Annotated in this window: 31 protein-coding genes; 2 read left to right on the top strand and 29 right to left on the bottom strand. The window is 40.6% G+C overall.

The genetic code is table 11. The features are described from left to right. Positions 1-31 precede the first annotated feature (31 nt). The 29 genes from FFM84_RS15635 to FFM84_RS15510 all read right to left on the bottom strand — a co-directional run bounded on the left by FFM84_RS15635 (position 32) and on the right by FFM84_RS15510 (position 17,748). On the bottom strand, positions 32-973 hold the full coding sequence (locus tag FFM84_RS15635; protein ID WP_137643817.1) for a hypothetical protein: 942 nt from the start codon (positions 971-973) through the stop codon (positions 32-34). Continuing rightward, positions 888-2,669: a phage portal protein gene (locus FFM84_RS15630; protein WP_130843981.1), complete on the bottom strand. Its 1,782-nt coding sequence runs from the start codon at positions 2,667-2,669 to the stop codon at positions 888-890. The genes FFM84_RS15635 and FFM84_RS15630 overlap by 86 nt, the downstream gene beginning before the upstream one ends. Positions 2,670-2,678: 9 nt before the next feature. Further along, positions 2,679-3,992 carry a PBSX family phage terminase large subunit gene (locus FFM84_RS15625; protein WP_130843980.1) on the bottom strand — a complete coding sequence of 438 codons (1,314 nt, stop codon included), beginning with the start codon at positions 3,990-3,992 and terminating at the stop codon, positions 2,679-2,681. Next, positions 3,989-4,879, bottom strand: coding sequence for a terminase small subunit (locus FFM84_RS15620; RefSeq protein ID WP_130843979.1), 891 nt, complete (start codon positions 4,877-4,879; stop codon positions 3,989-3,991). Before FFM84_RS15620 ends, FFM84_RS15625 begins: the two co-directional genes overlap by 4 nt. Before the next feature lie 61 nt (positions 4,880-4,940). After that, a complete protein-coding gene (locus FFM84_RS15615; protein WP_130843978.1) occupies positions 4,941-5,444 on the bottom strand; it encodes a TIR domain-containing protein in 504 nt (167 codons plus the stop codon). After that, a complete protein-coding gene (locus tag FFM84_RS15610) occupies positions 5,428-6,294 on the bottom strand; it encodes a macro domain-containing protein (RefSeq protein WP_225425243.1) in 867 nt (288 codons plus the stop codon). The genes FFM84_RS15615 and FFM84_RS15610 overlap by 17 nt, the downstream gene beginning before the upstream one ends. Before the next feature lie 376 nt (positions 6,295-6,670). Further along, complete coding sequence (locus FFM84_RS15605) at positions 6,671-7,102, bottom strand: DUF722 domain-containing protein (RefSeq protein ID WP_130843977.1); 432 nt, start codon at positions 7,100-7,102, stop codon at positions 6,671-6,673. A 147-nt stretch (positions 7,103-7,249) separates the two neighbouring features. Next, entirely contained in the window at positions 7,250-7,675 is a 426-nt protein-coding gene (locus tag FFM84_RS15600) for a DUF1642 domain-containing protein (RefSeq protein WP_165450263.1), read from the bottom strand. 30 nt (positions 7,676-7,705) lie between these two features. Continuing rightward, the gene (locus FFM84_RS15595; protein WP_130843975.1) at positions 7,706-8,167 is read right to left on the bottom strand and encodes a hypothetical protein; all 462 of its coding nucleotides are present in this window, start codon (positions 8,165-8,167) and stop codon (positions 7,706-7,708) included. Positions 8,168-8,562: 395 nt separating this feature from the next. Next, a complete protein-coding gene (locus FFM84_RS15590; protein WP_130844061.1) occupies positions 8,563-8,757 on the bottom strand; it encodes a hypothetical protein in 195 nt (64 codons plus the stop codon). After that, entirely contained in the window at positions 8,754-8,951 is a 198-nt protein-coding gene (locus FFM84_RS15585; protein ID WP_130844062.1) for a hypothetical protein, read from the bottom strand. Before FFM84_RS15585 ends, FFM84_RS15590 begins: the two co-directional genes overlap by 4 nt. A 63-nt stretch (positions 8,952-9,014) precedes the next feature. Next, positions 9,015-9,506, bottom strand: a complete 492-nt coding sequence (locus FFM84_RS15580; RefSeq protein WP_130844063.1) for a hypothetical protein — start codon at positions 9,504-9,506, stop codon at positions 9,015-9,017. Between the two features lie 211 nt (positions 9,507-9,717). Next, positions 9,718-9,873, bottom strand: a complete 156-nt coding sequence (locus FFM84_RS16210; protein WP_165450275.1) for a hypothetical protein — start codon at positions 9,871-9,873, stop codon at positions 9,718-9,720. After that, positions 9,870-10,169, bottom strand: a complete 300-nt coding sequence (locus FFM84_RS15575; RefSeq protein ID WP_130844064.1) for a hypothetical protein — start codon at positions 10,167-10,169, stop codon at positions 9,870-9,872. The genes FFM84_RS16210 and FFM84_RS15575 overlap by 4 nt, the downstream gene beginning before the upstream one ends. A 138-nt stretch (positions 10,170-10,307) precedes the next feature. Continuing rightward, on the bottom strand, positions 10,308-10,565 hold the full coding sequence (locus tag FFM84_RS15570) for a hypothetical protein (RefSeq protein ID WP_130844065.1): 258 nt from the start codon (positions 10,563-10,565) through the stop codon (positions 10,308-10,310). Continuing rightward, the gene (locus FFM84_RS15565; protein ID WP_130844066.1) at positions 10,562-11,347 is read right to left on the bottom strand and encodes an ATP-binding protein; all 786 of its coding nucleotides are present in this window, start codon (positions 11,345-11,347) and stop codon (positions 10,562-10,564) included. Before FFM84_RS15565 ends, FFM84_RS15570 begins: the two co-directional genes overlap by 4 nt. After that, positions 11,334-12,179, bottom strand: coding sequence for a phage replisome organizer N-terminal domain-containing protein (locus FFM84_RS16260; RefSeq protein ID WP_130844067.1), 846 nt, complete (start codon positions 12,177-12,179; stop codon positions 11,334-11,336). The genes FFM84_RS15565 and FFM84_RS16260 overlap by 14 nt, the downstream gene beginning before the upstream one ends. A 46-nt stretch (positions 12,180-12,225) precedes the next feature. Then, complete coding sequence (locus FFM84_RS15555; protein ID WP_130844068.1) at positions 12,226-12,918, bottom strand: putative HNHc nuclease; 693 nt, start codon at positions 12,916-12,918, stop codon at positions 12,226-12,228. Positions 12,919-12,933: 15 nt separating this feature from the next. Beyond that, positions 12,934-13,359, bottom strand: coding sequence for a single-stranded DNA-binding protein (locus FFM84_RS15550; RefSeq protein WP_130844069.1), 426 nt, complete (start codon positions 13,357-13,359; stop codon positions 12,934-12,936). A 2-nt stretch (positions 13,360-13,361) separates the two neighbouring features. Further along, positions 13,362-14,066, bottom strand: a complete 705-nt coding sequence (locus tag FFM84_RS15545; RefSeq protein ID WP_130844070.1) for an ERF family protein — start codon at positions 14,064-14,066, stop codon at positions 13,362-13,364. After that, positions 14,066-14,932 carry a DUF1351 domain-containing protein gene (locus FFM84_RS15540; RefSeq protein ID WP_130844071.1) on the bottom strand — a complete coding sequence of 289 codons (867 nt, stop codon included), beginning with the start codon at positions 14,930-14,932 and terminating at the stop codon, positions 14,066-14,068. Before FFM84_RS15540 ends, FFM84_RS15545 begins: the two co-directional genes overlap by 1 nt. After that, the gene (locus tag FFM84_RS16200; RefSeq protein ID WP_165450274.1) at positions 14,932-15,093 is read right to left on the bottom strand and encodes a hypothetical protein; all 162 of its coding nucleotides are present in this window, start codon (positions 15,091-15,093) and stop codon (positions 14,932-14,934) included. Before FFM84_RS16200 ends, FFM84_RS15540 begins: the two co-directional genes overlap by 1 nt. A gap of 178 nt (positions 15,094-15,271) precedes the next feature. Beyond that, complete coding sequence (locus tag FFM84_RS15535) at positions 15,272-15,877, bottom strand: hypothetical protein (protein WP_225425250.1); 606 nt, start codon at positions 15,875-15,877, stop codon at positions 15,272-15,274. Positions 15,878-15,886: 9 nt separating this feature from the next. Continuing rightward, on the bottom strand, positions 15,887-16,096 hold the full coding sequence (locus FFM84_RS15530; RefSeq protein ID WP_130844073.1) for a hypothetical protein: 210 nt from the start codon (positions 16,094-16,096) through the stop codon (positions 15,887-15,889). Continuing rightward, positions 16,086-16,340, bottom strand: a complete 255-nt coding sequence (locus FFM84_RS15525) for a hypothetical protein (RefSeq protein ID WP_130844074.1) — start codon at positions 16,338-16,340, stop codon at positions 16,086-16,088. Before FFM84_RS15525 ends, FFM84_RS15530 begins: the two co-directional genes overlap by 11 nt. Then, positions 16,337-16,462, bottom strand: coding sequence for a hypothetical protein (locus tag FFM84_RS16425; RefSeq protein ID WP_263854466.1), 126 nt, complete (start codon positions 16,460-16,462; stop codon positions 16,337-16,339). Before FFM84_RS16425 ends, FFM84_RS15525 begins: the two co-directional genes overlap by 4 nt. A 36-nt stretch (positions 16,463-16,498) precedes the next feature. After that, a complete protein-coding gene (locus tag FFM84_RS15520) occupies positions 16,499-16,768 on the bottom strand; it encodes a hypothetical protein (protein WP_130844075.1) in 270 nt (89 codons plus the stop codon). Positions 16,769-16,787: 19 nt separating this feature from the next. Beyond that, complete coding sequence (locus tag FFM84_RS15515; protein WP_130844076.1) at positions 16,788-17,507, bottom strand: ORF6N domain-containing protein; 720 nt, start codon at positions 17,505-17,507, stop codon at positions 16,788-16,790. A 16-nt stretch (positions 17,508-17,523) separates the two neighbouring features. Further along, positions 17,524-17,748 carry a hypothetical protein gene (locus FFM84_RS15510; protein WP_130844077.1) on the bottom strand — a complete coding sequence of 75 codons (225 nt, stop codon included), beginning with the start codon at positions 17,746-17,748 and terminating at the stop codon, positions 17,524-17,526. A 257-nt stretch (positions 17,749-18,005) separates the two neighbouring features. On the opposite strand from FFM84_RS15510, the gene FFM84_RS15505 reads away from it, so the two are divergent. Together FFM84_RS15505 and FFM84_RS15500 are read left to right on the top strand one after the other, a co-directional pair. Further along, complete coding sequence (locus FFM84_RS15505) at positions 18,006-18,344, top strand: helix-turn-helix domain-containing protein (protein WP_130844078.1); 339 nt, start codon at positions 18,006-18,008, stop codon at positions 18,342-18,344. 9 nt (positions 18,345-18,353) lie between these two features. Further along, on the top strand, positions 18,354-18,632 hold the full coding sequence (locus FFM84_RS15500) for a hypothetical protein (RefSeq protein WP_130844079.1): 279 nt from the start codon (positions 18,354-18,356) through the stop codon (positions 18,630-18,632). The last annotated feature ends 36 nt before the right edge of the window (positions 18,633-18,668 follow it).

Raw genomic sequence — 18,668 nt, 5'->3', positions numbered from 1 at the left:
TTGCAATAAAAGGGCAAAATAAAAGCCTTGCCTAAGCAAGACTCAAATTACCAGTATCATCATGTAAAGAACTTTCTAAATGATCATTGTTGTTAACCATAATGAATGAACATCGACACCCCGGATGCGTGTCTTCTGGAATATTCGGCGCATCATCAATCAGCCATGGGCCTTCACTAGCTAATTCAGCACAAGGATCACAATGTCCTGGTTGTAGTACCATTTCAACCGCATACCCACCAATTGCTTTGTAGCCATTCAGTGTTGCTTGATTATCACTATCAGCTTTAGTTGATTTTAGCAACGTCTGCTCCTGAGTAATCACCTTATTAGCTTCACTAGCTAAGTTGTCAGGTTCACGAGGCTGACTAGGATATTTAAAGGCAGTTAATTGTTGCCAGTCCTGTTTAGTTAGACCACGTTGTAGGCCACGGTACAACACTTGCTGTACTCGGTTAGCCATCTGATCATTGTGTAACCAGATACGGCTCGTATAGTCTTTAATTGGCTTTAGCATTGGTTTGATATCAGTAACCGGTTTAGCAGTTCTTGCATGATACGTTTTATGATAACTATTGGTAATCGTTTGCTGTCCGAACCTATCAGCTTGGTCACTAGCAACCGCTAAACCGATGCCAACCATCGCTCCTAGCATATTTCGCCTAGATATAGATGCTTGAGCGTAAGCAAGCTTTAAACGCTTAGCCAGCGTATCATCTGGATTAGGATCATTGACCATCGCATCAACGGCGAGCTTAAACTGTTCTAAATCCCACTGACTAACCTCTTGGTCAACCTGTGTTAATGTCAATCCTGTTTCAGTCGCATAATTGTTGTAAAACGTAGTTAAATGAGCCGAAATCATAACTAATGCATCGCGATAAAACTTAGCTAGTTGATTGCCGTCCTGTTGATCCTGCTTCACTAGTTGTTTGATCCGATTCAGTTCCTGCTGTTTCGTTGTCATCGCCATCATCAGTCACCTCATTATCATCGCTACCCATTCCTGGCAATTGTCCAAACGCATCTTGACCACGTTGCATATTAGCATCTTTCTGATCAGACATCCGTTGTTGTTCCTGATCTGCCGGAATACCAGTAACCTGTTCTGCCATCTCTTGAATTGTTTCATCAGAAACCGCACCAGTACTCTTAACTGCACTGATATTTTGCATGATCTCACTATCATTTTTAGGTAGATTAGGCGTGAACGCAATAGTCACATTACTGTATTGGTCAGCCTGAACATCAACACCCTCAACAAACGACCATTGCTGGCAAATCAGTTTCAACCTTTGCATTAGACTACGTTGATACAGCGATTGCATGATATCACGCTCTTGATCAACGCCCCATAACTTGTATGACATTGCTACACCTGATGCATTAGCTGCAAAGTTCGCGTCTGTTGTATCTGGTGTATTGGTATCTTTGTGAATATCAGCTAACAGTTGATTAATGTAAGTTGACCAGTCCTGTGCGCTTAATTGCTTAGTTAAGTACTGTGCTGTCGTTTGGCTGACCATCTTAGAGCCATTCGGTTGATCGTAGACATACGGCCGCAAATACAACACATTAGCGTGCGTATCTAAGACTTTCTGTACCATAACAACTTGATTAGTCTTGCCAGCGCTATCTTGAGGATTACTAGTATAACCACCCTTTAAATTGTCGATATATAATGGCTTACCATTCGGCCCAATCATTTGTTCCAGCTTACCAGTGTTGTTTTGTACCTCACCGTTAATCAGCAGCATTGCATTGCTAAAATCAGCTTGACTATTAGCCATCTCAGATAGCGATTGGTCATACTCATCAATCTCATCTAATTTTGGTTCCCACACACCCACGTGCTCATCATTTAAAGCATATTCGATCAATGGAACGTCACCAAAGCTGTGTTCAACCTTCAGTACAAGTTTCCAATCTGATGCTGGGTTATCACCAGCTTGATAATAGTAGATGTAATCAGATGTATAAATCTCAATCTGATAATTAACCTGATCCATCACATTAACGGCATAATACCGAACTGCAAACAATTCCATCGGTTTAACATCTGTGGACCACACCACAAAGGCCTGATTCGGATCAATCGGTGTAATTTGTGGGGCATTTTCACCTTTAGCACAATAGATCAGTTCATAAGCTCGACCAGTGTTACATAAGTTCTTACCCATGACCTTTTCATGGTATGGTTCATCATTGATTCGATTAAAGTCAGCCAACGCATTTAAAACATTATCACCGGTATCATTTTCATCATCCTGATTGGAATAACCAAAAGTCAGTGGATTCCCGAATTCATAACCAACTCGAATGTTAGTAATATACCGTGGCAAGCCTGACGTAATCCGCTTATCCGCTTTACCACGGCGTTTGTTCGACATCCAATAATGAATGTTGTTATCAGCTTGATAATAACGCTCTAGCTCCAAAATACGCGGTAACTGGTTAATATAATGATCATTCACATACCATTGAATCATTTCAATAAAATCAGCAGACATCGGCTTTAGCGCTTGCCAAGTGTCTGCTGGAATTTGGTACTGTTGATTTGCTTGAAACTGGTATCGGTCACCAAACCGCTTACCGTTTAACATTGTGATACTGTTTGATTCTGGATTAATCGACCGATAATGAGCCATTAAATCATTAGTTTCAGCCATCTAATCACCTCACATCCATGGCGCTGAATCATCGCCTATGATTAAATTATTTTGTTCTAAAATTCTTGTTTGCTCGTTTAAATTGACTTGATTGTTATGTGCCAGCTTCCAGGTTCGAGTAGCTCGTGCATATCGTGTTGCATCCATCACGTCATCATTAAGTTTAATTGGCTCACCAGTACGTTCATCCCAAGTGTACTGATACAGCTCATCTAAGAACTTATCTAAGGCCTCTCTGACTGCTAAGAACCGACGCTGCTTAATTAGACCAGCTAACTCTTCAACACCTGTCAGTCGTGTCTTATACGCGTTAAACGCATTGAAATGTTCATTCTGGAAACGTGTCACGTACTCTGGCCGTGCTGAGTCACAGTAAAATGGAATATTGTAGCCATACTTAGCTTGAATAGCACGTGCAACGTCAATCCAGTAATCAATTTGCTGATGCTGTTTGGTCGTTTCTTGGATCAAGTAGGTATTACCGTCATCGTCATCGGCTAAGACAACGATGACACCTTTATGTTCAAATCCCCAGTCAACACCAGCATAGTAAGTTAATTGCTTATCAGCAGTTCGTTGCTCAAAATCAGCTTGACTAATGACATTCTGATTTTTATCAAAGTCGCTGTATACTAACCCTTCACCAGCTACCCACAATCCCAAAACAGAACGGTCATAGAACATGCCACTCATTTGAGCTTTCATATCGTGAACATACTTCTTAGGCAAGAATGTATTATCATCCATTGTGAAATGATTGTAGATAATGCCTTTGCTCTTATCATCGGCTTTATCAATATACTTACGTTTCAGCCAATGTGTAGGTACGTCAGGGTTAGTATCACCGATGATTCGAGCACCTTCAAATCCTCGGACACGATTACGGATTTCAGTAAATGCTTGCTCATTGGCCAGCGACATTTCATTAATATAGGCTCCCCAAGCATTCATCCCACGAATCGATGCCATACCAGCAATAGTACCCGTATAGGCCTGGACGACACGAACACCAAACAATTCAAAAGCACCATGTACATCAAACTTGATGTTTAACATTGGATAAGCTTGCATAATTTCTTGTAATACGTTGTTAGCAATTGTTTTACTAGAAAATCCGGCTAAAATGTATTGTGCTTTCTTATTCATCGATTGTGCAAGCTTACCAATTCTCAGCAATTCGCGTAGAAATAAATCATTATCGATAACAGTCTTACCAGATCCAACCGCGCCACTATTGATCATGAGCGACCAGTCATCACGATCAAATTGATCATATACTTTCAATTGTTTCTTAGTGTATTTAAGCTCATCATATGTTGTCATTGATCGCTAGACTCCTTCAATCGTTTAAACATCTTATCAAACTGCTCAGCTACATCGCTGCCACTACTTTTGACGCTTCTAGCTTTCTCCTCAGCAACATCAGCCTCAGCTTTTAACTTACGAGACTGTTGTTTGATGTCAGGCGAAACAAGCTTGGCTAAACTTTCCAATGCTCTTTGCTTATCGTACATTTCAACAACAGCCTCGCCTTTATCAATTCGAATCGACTTGATGTTGCTGGTATCAATCTCATCACTGTCATGCAACTTAACGATGTTCTCGTAATACCAAGCCTGTTCACCAGTCTCAGGATCAATCTTAGGCTCCCACCTAAAGTGACCGCCACCGTCTTCTTGGTCACCTTTCTCATCGCGTACTTTGTACCAAGCCAGCCGCTTAACAGTCTTGAAATCAACTACATCTCTAGCATCACCTCTGGATATCTGGCGCAACTCACGGATAATGTCTTGTACGTCAAAATAAAGATCGGCTGACTGTTGTTTTTTTAATTTGGTTAGTTGCCGCTTAACCTTAGCATTTCCTAGTAGCTTTGACCCATTGACCATTGCAACATCGTACTTAGCTTTGTACGCTTGCTGATACGCCCACGTCGCATTAAAACGCTGCAAATAAAAAAGGCAGAACAACTTTTGCTTTTCAGTAAGCTCGTTGTTTGCCTCTAATTCATCAATTATTTTAGGTGCAACCTTGGGTGCATCTTCTTTTTGTTTTGGGTGCACCTCTTTGACTGCGGGTGCACCCCGTTTCCAATGGTCACGAGTGCGCCATGACTTTAAGGTATTAACTGGTACATCATACTTAGCAGCAATATCTTTGTACTTCATCCCTGCCGCATAGTCCTTGCCGGCCTGTTCTCGTTTATCCATTACATACCACCACACCTCCACTTTGTTCAAAATAAAAACGCCCCGAAGGACGTTAGTAATTTTACAAGTTCAAATTTTCATATACAGAATCTTTGTAATAGTAATTATCAATTTCTTCATTTTTTCGATATCTCTTATCACTATCAGGCCAATTATCCATCGCATATTTAATTGCTTTTTCCTTGTATGGGATTGAAACAGACAAGTTGCCTCTAAGTGATGCTGGCATCAATTCTGAATTAATGGTTCTCTTGTTATTTAGATTGACTGCAACAATTGGTAGTTCCAATTTAACGGCAACATCAATTTCCCATTTAACAAACCGATATTGATATTTTGTATGATCACCAATTAACAAGATAAATAACTTTGAATTGGCAAAACGCTCTCTAAGTTTCCGTTTAATAGTTTCTTCTTGACTTGAATCAAGTGCATGATTCAAATCATGTGCATGATAAAAAGTAAAATCAAAGTTCGGATTTGCGTTCCACATTTGAAAAGTTCTATATGCATTCATATCATTGTCACCATCGAACGCAACATATACCTTATTTCTGTAGGCCATTGAACATACTCCTTATCTTATAATAGTTTATACGAGCATTAGTATCTTCATTCAATAATATCACTAATTTTGCTGGTTTTCTAAACTTTATCCTTCTTAAATAGAATGTCCACAAAATGATCTCTAAAATCTGATTGGATGAATAAATATTATTATCTAGCCTCGTAATTCCATTTCCAAGAAGAGTAATAACAACAGTCTTACTAGCATATATTGAATTTACTTCATCCCAAAACTGAATAAGAAACTTAACATATTCCTGAATAGTCAGTTTAGCTTGATTTTCATCATCAAAATAAGTCATAGCTGTCAATAGGACGTTCTCAGAATATTTAAAAATGGTTCCAAGCTCATACGATGTATGCTTATCGCCAACAGAACGGTTTTTATAACTGTTATTGATATGTTTTTTTAAGTGCGGATCATCAGCCATCCTTGCATCCAAATCATTTACGTCCCAAACTTCTCTATTTATAAATTGTCCATTCAAAGAACCCTTAGATATAATCTCATCATCAACTCTAGTGTCAAAATATTCATTAAAAGCAAAAACTCGTTTATTATCATCCGTTTTATACTCATCCGAGAATATATCACCTTGCTTTATTTCAATTGTGGACTCTCCATAGTTTAAAATCAGATTATTTAAATTATTGGCTTTGTGTAATGAGATGAAATAATAAGCAACACCTGCAAGCAACATAGCAATCAGAATAATTATTCGTACAATAGCAGATAAGTCCACGAAACTGATAATAGCACTCATAACACCTAAAATACCTGTTATTTTACTAAAAGCAACATTGTTAAATTCACGATTTTTTACAGATACCTTTTTAATGAGAATCACCTTTTTTTGATGATTGTATCATCCATTTAAAGCAAAGTATAGACAGATAATTGCAGTTAACATTGCTAATGCACTACTTTCATACTTGCCCATAATTATCCCTAATCCAAAAAGTAATACGCTTAAAAAAACAAGATTGTATTCCATTTTTTTATAGTCATATTCGTACCTCTCCTTCATCCCAAAAAAGGATTACCGAATTGGTAATCCTTTGGTCTCCTGAACATATATATCGTCGGCAGGACTCGAACCTACATCACATTGTGGCTTACCAATTAGTCCACGACGATCCACACATATTTAAAAGGAAGTTATGTCATCAACCTACTTGGCATACTACTAATTTAGCATGATTATGCAGGTCGAAAATACGCAATTAGTACACAATTTCATACAATCCCAAACCTTTAGCACAGTCCGAAATGAATTCATTCCGCAACTTGAATGCTTTAGTATGGCTAACGTTGATCAAATGATTGGTAATCAATCCGTCAATCGTGTAACGTGGCCGCTTTCTAAAGTACAACTCGTTAACGATGATTTCTGTATCTTCGCCCACATCGTCTAAGCAATCATCGATCACCGCCCGTTGGCGCTTTAGCGCATTGATACGCCGGTCTTCGTCAATCGTGATAAGAGTGTCTAAAGTCTGATTGCCATACTTGTATTGAGCCTTACCACCGCCAACGTTGTCATCACCGGGCATTGATGGATACCGTAACTCTTGCTCACGTTCTTCGATATACTTGTCAATCTTGGGATAGTCACGTAGAATATCTTCAACTTTTCTAATCGTCGTTCGTTTCACTACCAATTCCCCTTTCACTCAACTCCATAATGTCAGCAATGAAGTCCTGGCCAATTTGTGCCTATTGCTCAGTTGTTAGTGCCGCGTTCATTTCCAGGTTGGCAACTGTGGCTTTCGTTTGGATTGCTTTGGCATATTCGGTGTCAGTCATTTTTCTTCCTCCACTTGATAACCGTCTAACCATGCACGAGCAACCAATTCAAAATGTTCACATACCCATTCGGAATCAATGTCTTTTTTGCTTTGAAACGAAATTCGGAAAAAGTCAAAAAGGCTAAGATCATAGCTATGTGCTGTCTTGATATAATTTGCGACCATTTTAGGAATCACCGGCAACTCAGTATTATCTCGTTCAAAATCCGCGTTATTAATTGGTCCGTAGATTCCATCAGGCTTTGAAATAAACCAATCACCAATATGAAACTCAAACAATCCATTTTTAGTCACCCATGAATTACTGGACGGTTCTGGGACATTCTTTGGAACCAGGTGAGCATATTTTCTGATCATTTTTTGGCTACCATCAAACTGTTCTGCCTGAATTGTTGCCGTTTTACGATAAGTTTTAATCATGCTACGCCTCCTATAAGTCAAAAATTTCATTTAATATTGCTCAATGCGATAAAACTTTTGAACCTCACGATCCATTGACCTTACCATGCTCTCGATAATGGTGACTCTCTCTCCAACAGTCAATTGATGGTTTGAGGCCGAATGAACAGACTTTGGGACATTATCATCACCCACAACATAGATGCCAATGCCGCCTAAAATATCACCATGGCTTTTTATTTGTTTATGCACTTCTGGGGTCACAATTAGATAGTTGAAATTACCCCACCAAGACTTGCGCGCATGACTTTTAAAGTCAGCGTAACTAGTTTTAATCTCGTAACAACGTATTACTCCAGATTTGTCGTAAGTAACATAGTCAACAATCTCTCGATGATCGGCAGTCATTCCTAAGCCCAAGGTCACTTCAAAACATCCATATACACCCATTTTGCTATGCGTGAAGTTCCAAAGTGCATGTTCAATCCGTTTAGTTTCCGCCGTCTTAGTCATTCCGTTCCTCCTATAAATCAGAAATTTTATTTGAGTTTTCGACCACATATTGGGCAAAATCCAATTTGAATACCGGTACCTTTGCCATCACAATTTATAATCATGTGAACCCCATATGCTATGCGAACCTCTAGCCCTTTCTTATCAAATATAGGAAACTTTTTAAGGCAATACTTGCATCCGGCTCTTTTATCTTTATACAGCATTGGCCCAAACCATTTATATGTGATAAATGATCCCACAACAATTCCGGGGATAACACTTACTAGGAACAAAAGGTATATATATCCCACGGAGCCACCTCCTCGTATTATATAAAGTAGTACTTTCATTTCTCTGCAGATTTATTGCAGGAGTTCAGCAGATAATCTGCAGATACTTTTTAATTTTGTTCCTTACTCCGCCCGATTCTTCATATACCACTTGTCTATTTGACGAGCTACCGCCATTGGTTTATCAGCGTTATCATCTAACATTTGTTGAAAGGCCGTGTGCATAATCTGAAAATCGTCCCAATCATCAACCAAATGGTGGGCCCTTTCGGCTAATTCCCCAAAATCATCACGCTTTTTCAATTCAGAAAGTTTCATTTTCCCGCCTCCAGTAGCTCCGGGTTTTCGTGCACGTTGCCAACATATTTTACAAAGGCTGGCAAAATCATTTGGGTAAACTCTATTTCTTTGCCAATAAGTGCCATCTGGTAATCGTTAGTTACAATCCATCTAGCATCCTTTGCCCATAAGATGTCGCCAACTTTTATGCTTTTGCCATTCATATATTTCATTCTTAATCCTCCCCGAAAAGTTCAAACGCTTGCCGCCGCAATTCATCGGTCGGCTCTTTGACTTCAATCATCACTAACCTCATCGCCTGGCACCTCTTCTAAAGCCTTGTCCCAATCAATGGCTAGCGTCGTCGCTTTTAGCCAGCTATTCACTTCTTGCTTAGTGAATTGTGTTTGGTGCGTCGGGATTTCATTCTTAGTTGAAAAAGTAAAATTTTTCTCTTCCTTGACGTAATTCAGATAAAGACCACCGTCAATCGAAGCTACTTTGATGTAATATTTCTTTTCGTCTTCACGCTCCTCGACAGGCGTTTCATGAAGTTCAATTAGTATCTTGATTGCTTTGTAACTAGGATGAATACTGGTATTTGCGGACTCAAACAAGTCTTTATTGTCAGTCATAGCGTTTTCACTATCATAAATCCATGCGATTAACCTTCCACTGTGTCGTAAGTAAATTACTGAGGAAAAACAGTCACTGCCATCTTTACCAGATTCAATTGATAAGCGACTGTCTAACTTTTTAACTTTTTTATTTGCTTCACTATATTTCATTCCGCACCCTCCTAGCATTATTCAATCCTTTGAAAATCTGGCGATAAAGACATCTTCGCCACGCTCTTGGTCAAACGTGTGCACAACATGGACTGGCGCGCCTACGCGGTTCCACAGTTGCAAGTAAGCATAAAGTAAGAAAACATTGGCTTCGGACAATCCACCTAATCTTTTTAGCTTTAGAAAACAGTGTTCAACTGTATCTGCGAGTTTACTCATCATAATCACCAACTCTATATGGCGCATAGTCGTGCTTAATTCGCACCTTTTCCCGTGCCACGGCACTATGCTCATTAGCGTGTTGACGCATCCGGCGCCGCTTTTTCTTGATAGTTGACCGTTTTGCGTGTTTTCGTTGCTTAGTCACTTTTCGTCTTCCTCCTCGATATGAAAATCTAATTGCTTAACGGCTTCTAAACGCGTTAATATCCATCGGCGGTCGTGATGAATGATTTTACCTGCTGACCGTATCGACATACCTTCATATAGAATTTGCTTCAAGTAGTACAACTCCGTTGGTGTTAGCGCAAAATCCCGTCCAGACTCCCTAGTAATCCTGTGCAACTTTTTCAGTTCATCATCGCTAGCATAGATGACACTCTTGCGCCGCCTCTCGATGTCGTGAACCATTTTGATGAGTTGCGGCCAATTCCGCTTCTTCATGACTTAGCACCTCCTCTAGCTCGTGCTCATAGTGGCTGTGAACGTACTCCGTGCAATTCGGGCATGGTCCCACCGTTATCACACCCGGCATAATCTCGCGTTGTACAACTTGCGTACCGCCACATAATTCGCATACCATCATGCTTTATCCTTAATAATCAATTCCACATTTACTTTTTCATTCGTTTTACTGTCGTAATTACGGGACAAAGCATATAAATTGCGCTCAAATCCAAATACCTCCCCTGTTGATAGGTTTAGCAAAGCGTACCCACCATTGCTAAACGTTGCGCCATCAATTCGACAAACCATATAGACTAGTTTTTCAAGCGCAACAATATCGCCAACCTTGTATCCTTCCACTTCTTTTTTAGTTCGTTTATCAATAATTTTCATACGTTCCGTACCCCTTTCATTTCATCAAAAAGTAATTGGTGTTCTGGCACCTTGCTCAACAATCGATCAACGATCTTTTTGTCGTACATGCTTTCAAGCTGGCCTCGGCTATTATTGGTCGTTACGATGGTCGAGTGCTTCACTTCGTTATTCTGAAAGTCACACCGCGCGTTAGCGACTTGGTACATCATTGTTTGCAGGTCACGATGTACGGCCAGATAATAGCCCTTTTCCGACTTCTTACCGCCTTCTGTACCAAAGTCATCTAAGATGAGCACATCGACCGACTTCATGGCTTTAGTGATCTCGATTAACCGACCTCGAACATCGGGGGCCTCATACTTGTCATTAACAAGTCTTAGCAATTCGGCGGTTGAGACAAACATGATTGTTTGTCCAGCTTGATGCAATTGATCCGCAATCGCTAATGCCAGAGAAGTCTTACCGACTCCATATAAGCCTGCCAATAACACATTAAACTTAGATGCTTTCAATTGATTAGCTATTACGAATGCTTTATTTCCAAGACTTTTAGCTGCTTGGACGTTTGCTTGCTTTCGTACGTCCCAATCATCAAATGTAAACTGTAATTGCACGTTACCTGACCAAACAGACATGTTGCGATAATAGCGTTGATGATTAACGTTCACGGATTGCTTAGCACGTTCAAGCGTGGCCTGATCCAATTCTTCCTTGGTTGGCAGCTTGCTGACATCAATCCCTTTACTTTCAGCAATTGCCTGAACTTTAGCAGGATCGAATAGTTCTTTAATTTGTTTCACCAAACCAGTCCTCTCGTGATTGTGGCTCAGCATTGCCCATGATAGGTACTTGATAATCATCATCAAAACGGCCATTAAACCACGTTGCGCCGTTCATTGGTGACTTCCACGGATTAGCTGACAAGTCTTGCTGATAGAGACGTAAACGCTCCAGCAAGTAGGCATTAGTATGCTGTACAGACTTCTTACGCCATGCTTTATAGTGGCTCAATGCTTGCTTCTTGCCCTTTTTGTTTGGATACTGGCTCCAAACCTCATCAAATTCAGATTCAAGTTGAGCAGACGGTGAGGCGCCAGCCGCACTATGTTTTTTATTATTTGAATCTAAATCTGATTCTGTATCTGAGTCTGATTCTGTATCTGTATCTGTATCTGTCGCGTTACTGGCCGTTACTGTAACGTTACGCGTAACGTTACAATCATCGCCTTCACCTAATTCTTTCTGTTTACGCCGGTCTCGTAGGCGTTTGACCCGTTCAGCGGTTTGTAAGCGAACTTTTTCCATACCTTCGATGTTCTGGTGCTTGTCCCAATTGGCAATGCTGATCACACCATCTTTATTAACGCCGATCATGTCAAAGCTCTCTAACGTTTTCATTGCCAGCCGAACTGTATTGATTGGCCGATTGAATAGTGTTGCTATCATTTCATCCGAATATGGCATGTCACGCTGGATGTAAATCAAGCCAGAATCGTTAGTTTTACCGGCCAATACTAGCAGCCTAATCCAAATCACGATAATCGCATCAGCTTCTGGCATTGACTCAATCAATCTAATTTTTTCGTCATCAAACATCGCTGTCTTTAACTTAATCCAATGAATTCCTGCCAAAACTTTCACCTCGCTTTAGTACGGGCCTCTCACCCGCCCGGTGGATTTAGTCACTGCTGTAATTTCCTTGTACGCCAATCTTTTTAAGTGTTTCGACATCCAATTTAATCCCGTCAACAGGGACATGATATTTCTCGCTAAAAGCTTGTGATCCAATCTGCTCAATTTCACCGTGGTGCTTTCGACACAACGCCATAACGTGCCGTTTAGTATGGTCAACATGTGCCCGATTCATACCCGCACCGATTACATCAACATGATGGATATCGGCTTTATTGCCACAGATCATGCACACTCGGTGGCGACAGCACTCAAACAAGTAATACTCCTGATCTCGCGGTAATAGCTCATAGCCCTTCTTAAACGGTACGTGCCACTCAAACATGAAATCGATAACTAGGTCGAGCAGCTCGTTTGCATCACTTACGGTTGACCGTGTGCCGTTTGACAGGCTGATCTGCTTGCCATCGGTATAAATTTGATACTGCAGATAAAACATGGCCTTCAAAAAGTCCTGCGGTACGATAAATTCGTTAACGATGTCATTTAATAGTGCAAAGAATAACCTTCTCTGTTGTGGCCTAGCTTTGCGTGTGTCGGCTAGTTCTGAATAGGTGTAGTATTCGTCAATGGATCCGCTGACCGTCTCTATATGATCCAGATTGGGTTTCTCATTAAGCTCTTGAACTTGATACCATTTACCATCTTTCTCAATTAGCCTTGTCCGTAGCAATTGCACGCAATCACCTCAAATTTAGAACGGCAGGTCATCATCGCTAATATCAATTTGGTCGCCACTGTTTCGAAACGGATCCTGTTGGTCATTACTTGAGTGTTGATTCTGATTTTGCCGTTGCTCGTTATTTTGACGATTATTGTTACTATTATCCGGTAAATCAAAATCCGTCACATTAACGCCTAGCTGCGGATTACCGTTATATTCACCCAATTCAAAACTACCAGTAATCGTCACATGACTACCCTTGTGATAATAATTGCCGATTGTTCCGGCACGTTTACCCCAAACCGAGCATCGAAACCAGTCAGTGCCGTAATTGCCATTATCATCAGGCCGAGTTTGTCGAACCGCCACACTAAAATTGGCAACCTGCATACCACTTTGAGTCGTGTTTAATAATGGATCTTTACCAACATTGCCTGAAATTGTAATTTGTCGCATGTCTATGCCCCCTTCTCAGTTTGCTTATTTAATTGGCGCTGCACCAATTCAATCAATTTGTGTGCACTATCATGATTTAGTTGTGTCATATCAGACACGCCAACTGTATTCAAATAACCGATTTTAACTTTTTCTGCCGCTATTTGTGTCACACCAGCCATCAAATCAAACAGATCAACTAATGTTTTTCTTTGCTCGCTAGAAATCGGTTCAGATTGTTTTTTGCTCTCAATATTTTGTTGAAACGCATCCGGGTCAGCGTTATCTGTGGCGATATTGAAGAATTTCAATAAGAAATACTTCTCGCCATACGTCAACGCCTTACCTACTCCTTTTTCTCCTGCAATATCAACACCTTGTGCATACCAAGTGCTTTCGATCTTATCGCCAGGATTATCCGTATTCACCCAAGTCATAGTCATCTCAAGCTCTGTGAAATAGGCTAGACTGCCTTTCTTAGTCGCTGACGAAGTGACATGATGACTAACTATTCTAGGCAGCAACAATAATTTTTCGTCGTCCATTAAGCCGTGAATTTGGCCCAATACATCTGACGAACCAGCATAAGTGTACTGTGACGCCTGCTGTGACTTTTGAATGTACTTTACTTGTCGGTGAATACGTTGCAGCCGCTCGTAAATTGAGCCGGTACCAACACCTGTACTAGCTTTCGCTTTTTCTTTTTTCTCTGCATTATCTTCAGCCATTATTCACCCGCCACCTTCTCGTATTTGACCCCGATACTATCCATATAGCCCTTTAAAGCCGTGAGCTGGCCAATTGAGCCGGTGATCTTTAACGTCGTCGTATGATCCACTACTTCGCCCGTATCGGTATCGACAACTTTACCGGTCTTTGTTTCGGTTTGATGCTCAGCGTCGGCTTGCGCTTGCAAGTCACGTTGATGCTGGCGTTCTTTGGCCTGTGCGACTTGATTATCAATCGCAGATAGCAAGTATTGAACATCTTGCCCCTGATTAAGTTGGTCAATCCACGGTAATGGGTCAACATTTTGTACATTGGCATATCGCGTGATCATCGCGATATCATCGGCAAGTTTGTCCGCAACGGCTTTGATGGTCGTCATTGTGACGCCAATCTCATCAACGACTTGCTTATGCGAAGCCGATTTATTTAACCAGCGTGGATCAATATCAATCGAACCGACTTCAACACCATAGTTAGGCGCCATTTCAGCAATCAGATCCGATACCTCTTGCTTCTTTTGATCGCGCCGCTGCACTTCCAACTCATTTAGTCCAACGGTAATAGGGTCGATAATCATGTCGATACTAGCTTCAAGGCTCTTAACTTTAGCCTCAAATTCACGCAGTGGTTGATTGTAGCCGCGCTTGATTTCTTTACGCCGATCATCCAACGCCGCCTTTAGCTTTCTTAGTTCAGCACGTACCTTCTTTGTGTCTGCTTCGGTGTCGCTGGTGACCACCATATCTTGATAGCGAGCGACATACTGTGCGATTGCTGCTTCTAAGCCATCAGCGTTCTTGATCACGATTGGTGCCGGTGTGTATTCCACCGAGTAATCTGGAAGATTAATTAGTGATTGGTCCATTATGCAAGCCCCCGTAATTCGTTGAGTTGATCGTTAGTATCGTCAAGCAGTTTGTACAGTCTGGTCAATGACACCGTGTCACATAACCAGATTGTCCCGATTAAATTTTCTAGCATAATAATACGTGCTAATACTTTGCTAGTTAGTAACTGAATTGCCATTACTTCCACCCCTTTAGTCGTTGCCAAAGTGTCGGCTTCAGCGTATGATAAATGCATAAAATATTTTGCTTATTTTCTAACTTCGTACCCGTGACTGGTTGCACCCGGTCATGGGTATTTTGACTTTTAAGCCAGATTTCGAATGGCCTACGTGGTACCTTTTTCATCTAAATCACCCTTAATCAAAAATTCTTACTGGCGTCAGCAAATAATCCATTTTGTCCCGAGACAATACGAAGGGGCGTAATTTACTTACAAAGCCAAAGTGAATCAATTCAAACTTGTGCCCAGTACATACTGCAGTGATTGCATCAGCAAAATACTTGGTTGCGCAATAAAGCTCGATCGGTTCGCCTTTGAAGTCATCAATCGCTAAGCTAATACTCTGCGTGCTTCGTAAAATCCCCGAGTTAGAGCTAAGCGTCACTTTGTTGGAATCTACACTGATACAAATAATCGCCTGACGATTAACTCCTAAATCAAGTACCTTGATTATTGGTAACGCAGAAAGAAGATCGCTTGCCCTAACTGTAAATCCCGCTGCGAATTCGGTTGGAATCAAGTTATTTACTTCCTCCGGATAGTTTCCCTCCTCAAAGCTAAAATCAGCTAAATTGAGATTGAAGTTCAATCCTTTTGGAACCATATCTTTCACACGAATCATTCGATGACTGTCCGTGGCAGTAGCTACACCATCTTCAAAGTGAACGCATTGCAATATTGGCCGTGTTAAACTTACACTCTTAATGATTACTTTGAACGCTCGTTCGAGGTCACTGTTCATTTTCACTTTTTAATCATCCTTTCCTCCTACTATTTGTAGCGCTGATGTGAAGGTTTCAAACTGACCATGCTGATATTCAACTACTGCGATTTGTCGCGATGTCTTGCCATACGGGTCAGCTTTGACGTCTACCACCATACCAACACCGGCCGGGATAAGCGTCTGACCCAAAACCACGACATCAGGATAGCTAACACGATCACCCACATTAATCTTCATCGGTAATCATCCCCGGATCTGGCAATACAAAGTGCCATTTGTGATCGATCGTGTGCTGCGGTTCGACAATCGTAATCCCGCCGTCACTTAGTTCACCAAAGAAGTCACTCATATACCGTTTGGCACTGTCCTTTTTAACCACCTTTGTAGTGGTGGCGTATGCAATTGATGTCAGTAACTCGTTTTCATTCGCAGTAAGAATGCTTTGCTTTCGTTGCTGTAAAGCTAATTCAACTCGATTCATGCTTCATCCTCCTTAAATAATTTTTCAAATTTAGCGCGAACATCCGACCAACCGTAGTGATCAGCCTGAATTAACGTGACTAAAATTCCAATAATTATAAGTGGTAATACATTAATACTCATGCTGCTACCTCCAATGCCCCTCGCACAGGTCATTATTTAAACTTCATGGTTCTTGTAATACTCATCAACGGCTTTTTTAGAGATTCGTTGAACACCGTCCTTGATTGATACTTTCAGACCATCAGCAATAAATCCATTTAGTGTTTTAATGTCAACATTGGCATACTGCACGGCTTCTTTTTTCTTCATCCAATAGGGCAACGATTCACGTACCGAAGCCTGATTAAACGCATGAACCGCCACTTTTAACATCACGCCCTCAATGTATTTTGCAAATTCAGGCGATGCAACCTCACTTAGTTCCACAGTTACTCACCTCTTCTAATTAGATATCAAAGGACATCTGCCGAATCAATGTTTTAGTTGCCGTTGACGGCTCCCAATCATTAATGAAGTCCATTACCATCTGGTAGTCCTTCTTGCGTAGCATTGACCGAGCGCTCACGTTAGCAATCTTCTTGATTCCACTGCCGATATCTTTGAACAGCTCGCCTCGTTGTTTCTGTGTGATATGGCCATAGCTATGTGCAACTTCCGACACGCGCTGGTTAACACGCCGGTTAAGCGCACTATATTCAGGATTAGGAATAACTTGGTTCTCTTTGAGGTCTTTCACATCGCCCTCAACGCTATCAAGGCGCTGATTAGTTTCTTCATTGGCTTGGAGTGCCAATCGTGCAATCTCGCGCGGTGATGTTGGTAGTGCAAACTGTTTCGGGTTAAAGTAGTTTTCTTCCAGCTCATCAAACATGTCCCAAGCTTGATCAGTTCCAAGCATTTTAGAATGCCGGCTAGCACCACGTTTCGTCCAAAGATATAAAGAACTAACATGCTCATTAACCAAACCGCTTTTTGCGTATTGGTCCTTAAACTGCTTCAACAAATCGTTTGCAACCAAATAGAAATGCTTTCCTTCGATGAATTTGTCTTTATTCCTTTTAAAATTCTCTTGGATTCTTCGCGATGTTGTTCCATAAAATTCGGCTAACTGTTCAGTAGTCAAAATCAAATTACCGTTAAACTTAACTTGTTCTAATTCGTTCATTTGAATCGCTCCTTTCCTAATCTTGAATATCCAAAATTTTGTTCATACGCTCACGAATCCGCCGTGACTTTGGCTCAGTGCCGCCCTTCACAGCACGATTAATTTGAGATGGGGCAACTTTCTCGTCATCGGTAGTCAACAATGCTGACATCGCTTTTTGAGTTAATCCGTGACGCTTTAACGCCGTAATATATCGCACTTCAATTTCCATTGCGGCATCTTCAATAGTTTGTTCTGGCATATTCTCACCTCCTTTTATAATTTATTCATCAAGTTATTGACTTTGATTAAACTATAGTTTAATATTAAGGCATATTAAATAAGCAATTCAAAACCTACTACTACCACAATTCCTCGCCAAAGTTATTGTTTTGATAGATGTGTAATTTGTTGCTTGATTACTTGATGAACTAATAATACAACTATAGTTTAATTGTTGCAAGCTTTTTTATAACTAAAGTTTATTTTTGGCTCATCAAACATGGGAGAAATGCCATTATGACAATGTTTGATAGAGTAAAAGAAATCTCTAAAAAGAGGGGGTTAACCCTTGCCCAATTAAACGAAAAAGTAGGATTTAAACAGAATGTTATTTATTCGTGGAAAACAAAAACACCTTCTGTCGACAAGGTCAAAGCTGTTGCCGATGTTCTAAATGTTTCTGTTGATTACTTATTAGGTAATACGGATAACCCAGAGTCCTCTACTTCATATGATGATTTGACAAAAAATCAAAAATTAATTGCCTACTCTATTGACCCGGATATATCGGATGAGGAACGTCAGGCCATCATAAATATGGTCAAGGAAGCAATGAAATTTCGTCGTAGACTGTAGGTGACCGGCATGACAGACTTGGAAAAGATTGAAGATATGTATCCGCAACTTAAATTTTGGGGTATTGAAGTCAACAATCCACACTATCATGGCTGCATTGTCGGTACTGACGTCTATATCAATACTCTTCAAAATGACATTGATTGGCTCAAAACAGCATTGCATGAAGCTTCACACTATGAAAATGATAGTGGCAACTTAACAAACGCAAGATTAGTAGAAGTGCTACGCTCTGAGGGTTACGCAGACAGACAGTCGGCACGAAACTTCAATATCATGTTTGGGTAGTATTTGGGGATTTTGATAGATTCAGTAGTATATTTA

Source organism: Lactiplantibacillus mudanjiangensis, from assembly GCF_005405385.1.
Taxonomy (GTDB): domain Bacteria; phylum Bacillota; class Bacilli; order Lactobacillales; family Lactobacillaceae; genus Lactiplantibacillus; species Lactiplantibacillus mudanjiangensis.
The sequence above is the reverse complement of the archived record's forward strand: the minus strand, read 5'-3'. Positions and strand labels throughout refer to the sequence as shown.

Excerpts from the sequence above, each read along its gene's own strand:
- FFM84_RS15600 (WP_165450263.1), bottom strand. The coding sequence starts at position 7,675 with ATGATTAAAACTTATCGTAAAACGGCAACAATTCAGGCAGAACAGTTT.
- FFM84_RS15615 (WP_130843978.1), bottom strand. The coding sequence starts at position 5,444 with ATGGCCTACAGAAATAAGGTATATGTTGCGTTCGATGGTGACAATGAT.
- FFM84_RS15575 (WP_130844064.1), bottom strand. The coding sequence starts at position 10,169 with ATGAAGAAGCGGAATTGGCCGCAACTCATCAAAATGGTTCACGACATC.
- FFM84_RS15595 (WP_130843975.1), bottom strand. The coding sequence starts at position 8,167 with ATGACTAAGACGGCGGAAACTAAACGGATTGAACATGCACTTTGGAAC.
- FFM84_RS15570 (WP_130844065.1), bottom strand. The coding sequence starts at position 10,565 with ATGAAAATTATTGATAAACGAACTAAAAAAGAAGTGGAAGGATACAAG.
- FFM84_RS16425 (WP_263854466.1), bottom strand. The coding sequence starts at position 16,462 with ATGAGTATTAATGTATTACCACTTATAATTATTGGAATTTTAGTCACG.
- FFM84_RS15505 (WP_130844078.1), top strand. The coding sequence starts at position 18,006 with ATGACAATGTTTGATAGAGTAAAAGAAATCTCTAAAAAGAGGGGGTTA.
- FFM84_RS15635 (WP_137643817.1), bottom strand. The coding sequence starts at position 973 with ATGGCGATGACAACGAAACAGCAGGAACTGAATCGGATCAAACAACTA.
- FFM84_RS15620 (WP_130843979.1), bottom strand. The coding sequence starts at position 4,879 with ATGGATAAACGAGAACAGGCCGGCAAGGACTATGCGGCAGGGATGAAG.
- FFM84_RS15535 (WP_225425250.1), bottom strand. The coding sequence starts at position 15,877 with ATGAACAGTGACCTCGAACGAGCGTTCAAAGTAATCATTAAGAGTGTA.
- FFM84_RS15630 (WP_130843981.1), bottom strand. The coding sequence starts at position 2,669 with ATGGCTGAAACTAATGATTTAATGGCTCATTATCGGTCGATTAATCCA.
- FFM84_RS15500 (WP_130844079.1), top strand. The coding sequence starts at position 18,354 with ATGACAGACTTGGAAAAGATTGAAGATATGTATCCGCAACTTAAATTT.
- FFM84_RS15590 (WP_130844061.1), bottom strand. The coding sequence starts at position 8,757 with ATGAAACTTTCTGAATTGAAAAAGCGTGATGATTTTGGGGAATTAGCC.
- FFM84_RS15580 (WP_130844063.1), bottom strand. The coding sequence starts at position 9,506 with ATGAAATATAGTGAAGCAAATAAAAAAGTTAAAAAGTTAGACAGTCGC.
- FFM84_RS15510 (WP_130844077.1), bottom strand. The coding sequence starts at position 17,748 with ATGCCAGAACAAACTATTGAAGATGCCGCAATGGAAATTGAAGTGCGA.
- FFM84_RS15585 (WP_130844062.1), bottom strand. The coding sequence starts at position 8,951 with ATGAAATATATGAATGGCAAAAGCATAAAAGTTGGCGACATCTTATGG.
- FFM84_RS15625 (WP_130843980.1), bottom strand. The coding sequence starts at position 3,992 with ATGACAACATATGATGAGCTTAAATACACTAAGAAACAATTGAAAGTA.
- FFM84_RS15550 (WP_130844069.1), bottom strand. The coding sequence starts at position 13,359 with ATGCGACAAATTACAATTTCAGGCAATGTTGGTAAAGATCCATTATTA.
- FFM84_RS15515 (WP_130844076.1), bottom strand. The coding sequence starts at position 17,507 with ATGAACGAATTAGAACAAGTTAAGTTTAACGGTAATTTGATTTTGACT.
- FFM84_RS15540 (WP_130844071.1), bottom strand. The coding sequence starts at position 14,932 with ATGGACCAATCACTAATTAATCTTCCAGATTACTCGGTGGAATACACA.
- FFM84_RS16200 (WP_165450274.1), bottom strand. The coding sequence starts at position 15,093 with ATGGCAATTCAGTTACTAACTAGCAAAGTATTAGCACGTATTATTATG.
- FFM84_RS15530 (WP_130844073.1), bottom strand. The coding sequence starts at position 16,096 with ATGAAGATTAATGTGGGTGATCGTGTTAGCTATCCTGATGTCGTGGTT.
- FFM84_RS15525 (WP_130844074.1), bottom strand. The coding sequence starts at position 16,340 with ATGAATCGAGTTGAATTAGCTTTACAGCAACGAAAGCAAAGCATTCTT.
- FFM84_RS15545 (WP_130844070.1), bottom strand. The coding sequence starts at position 14,066 with ATGGCTGAAGATAATGCAGAGAAAAAAGAAAAAGCGAAAGCTAGTACA.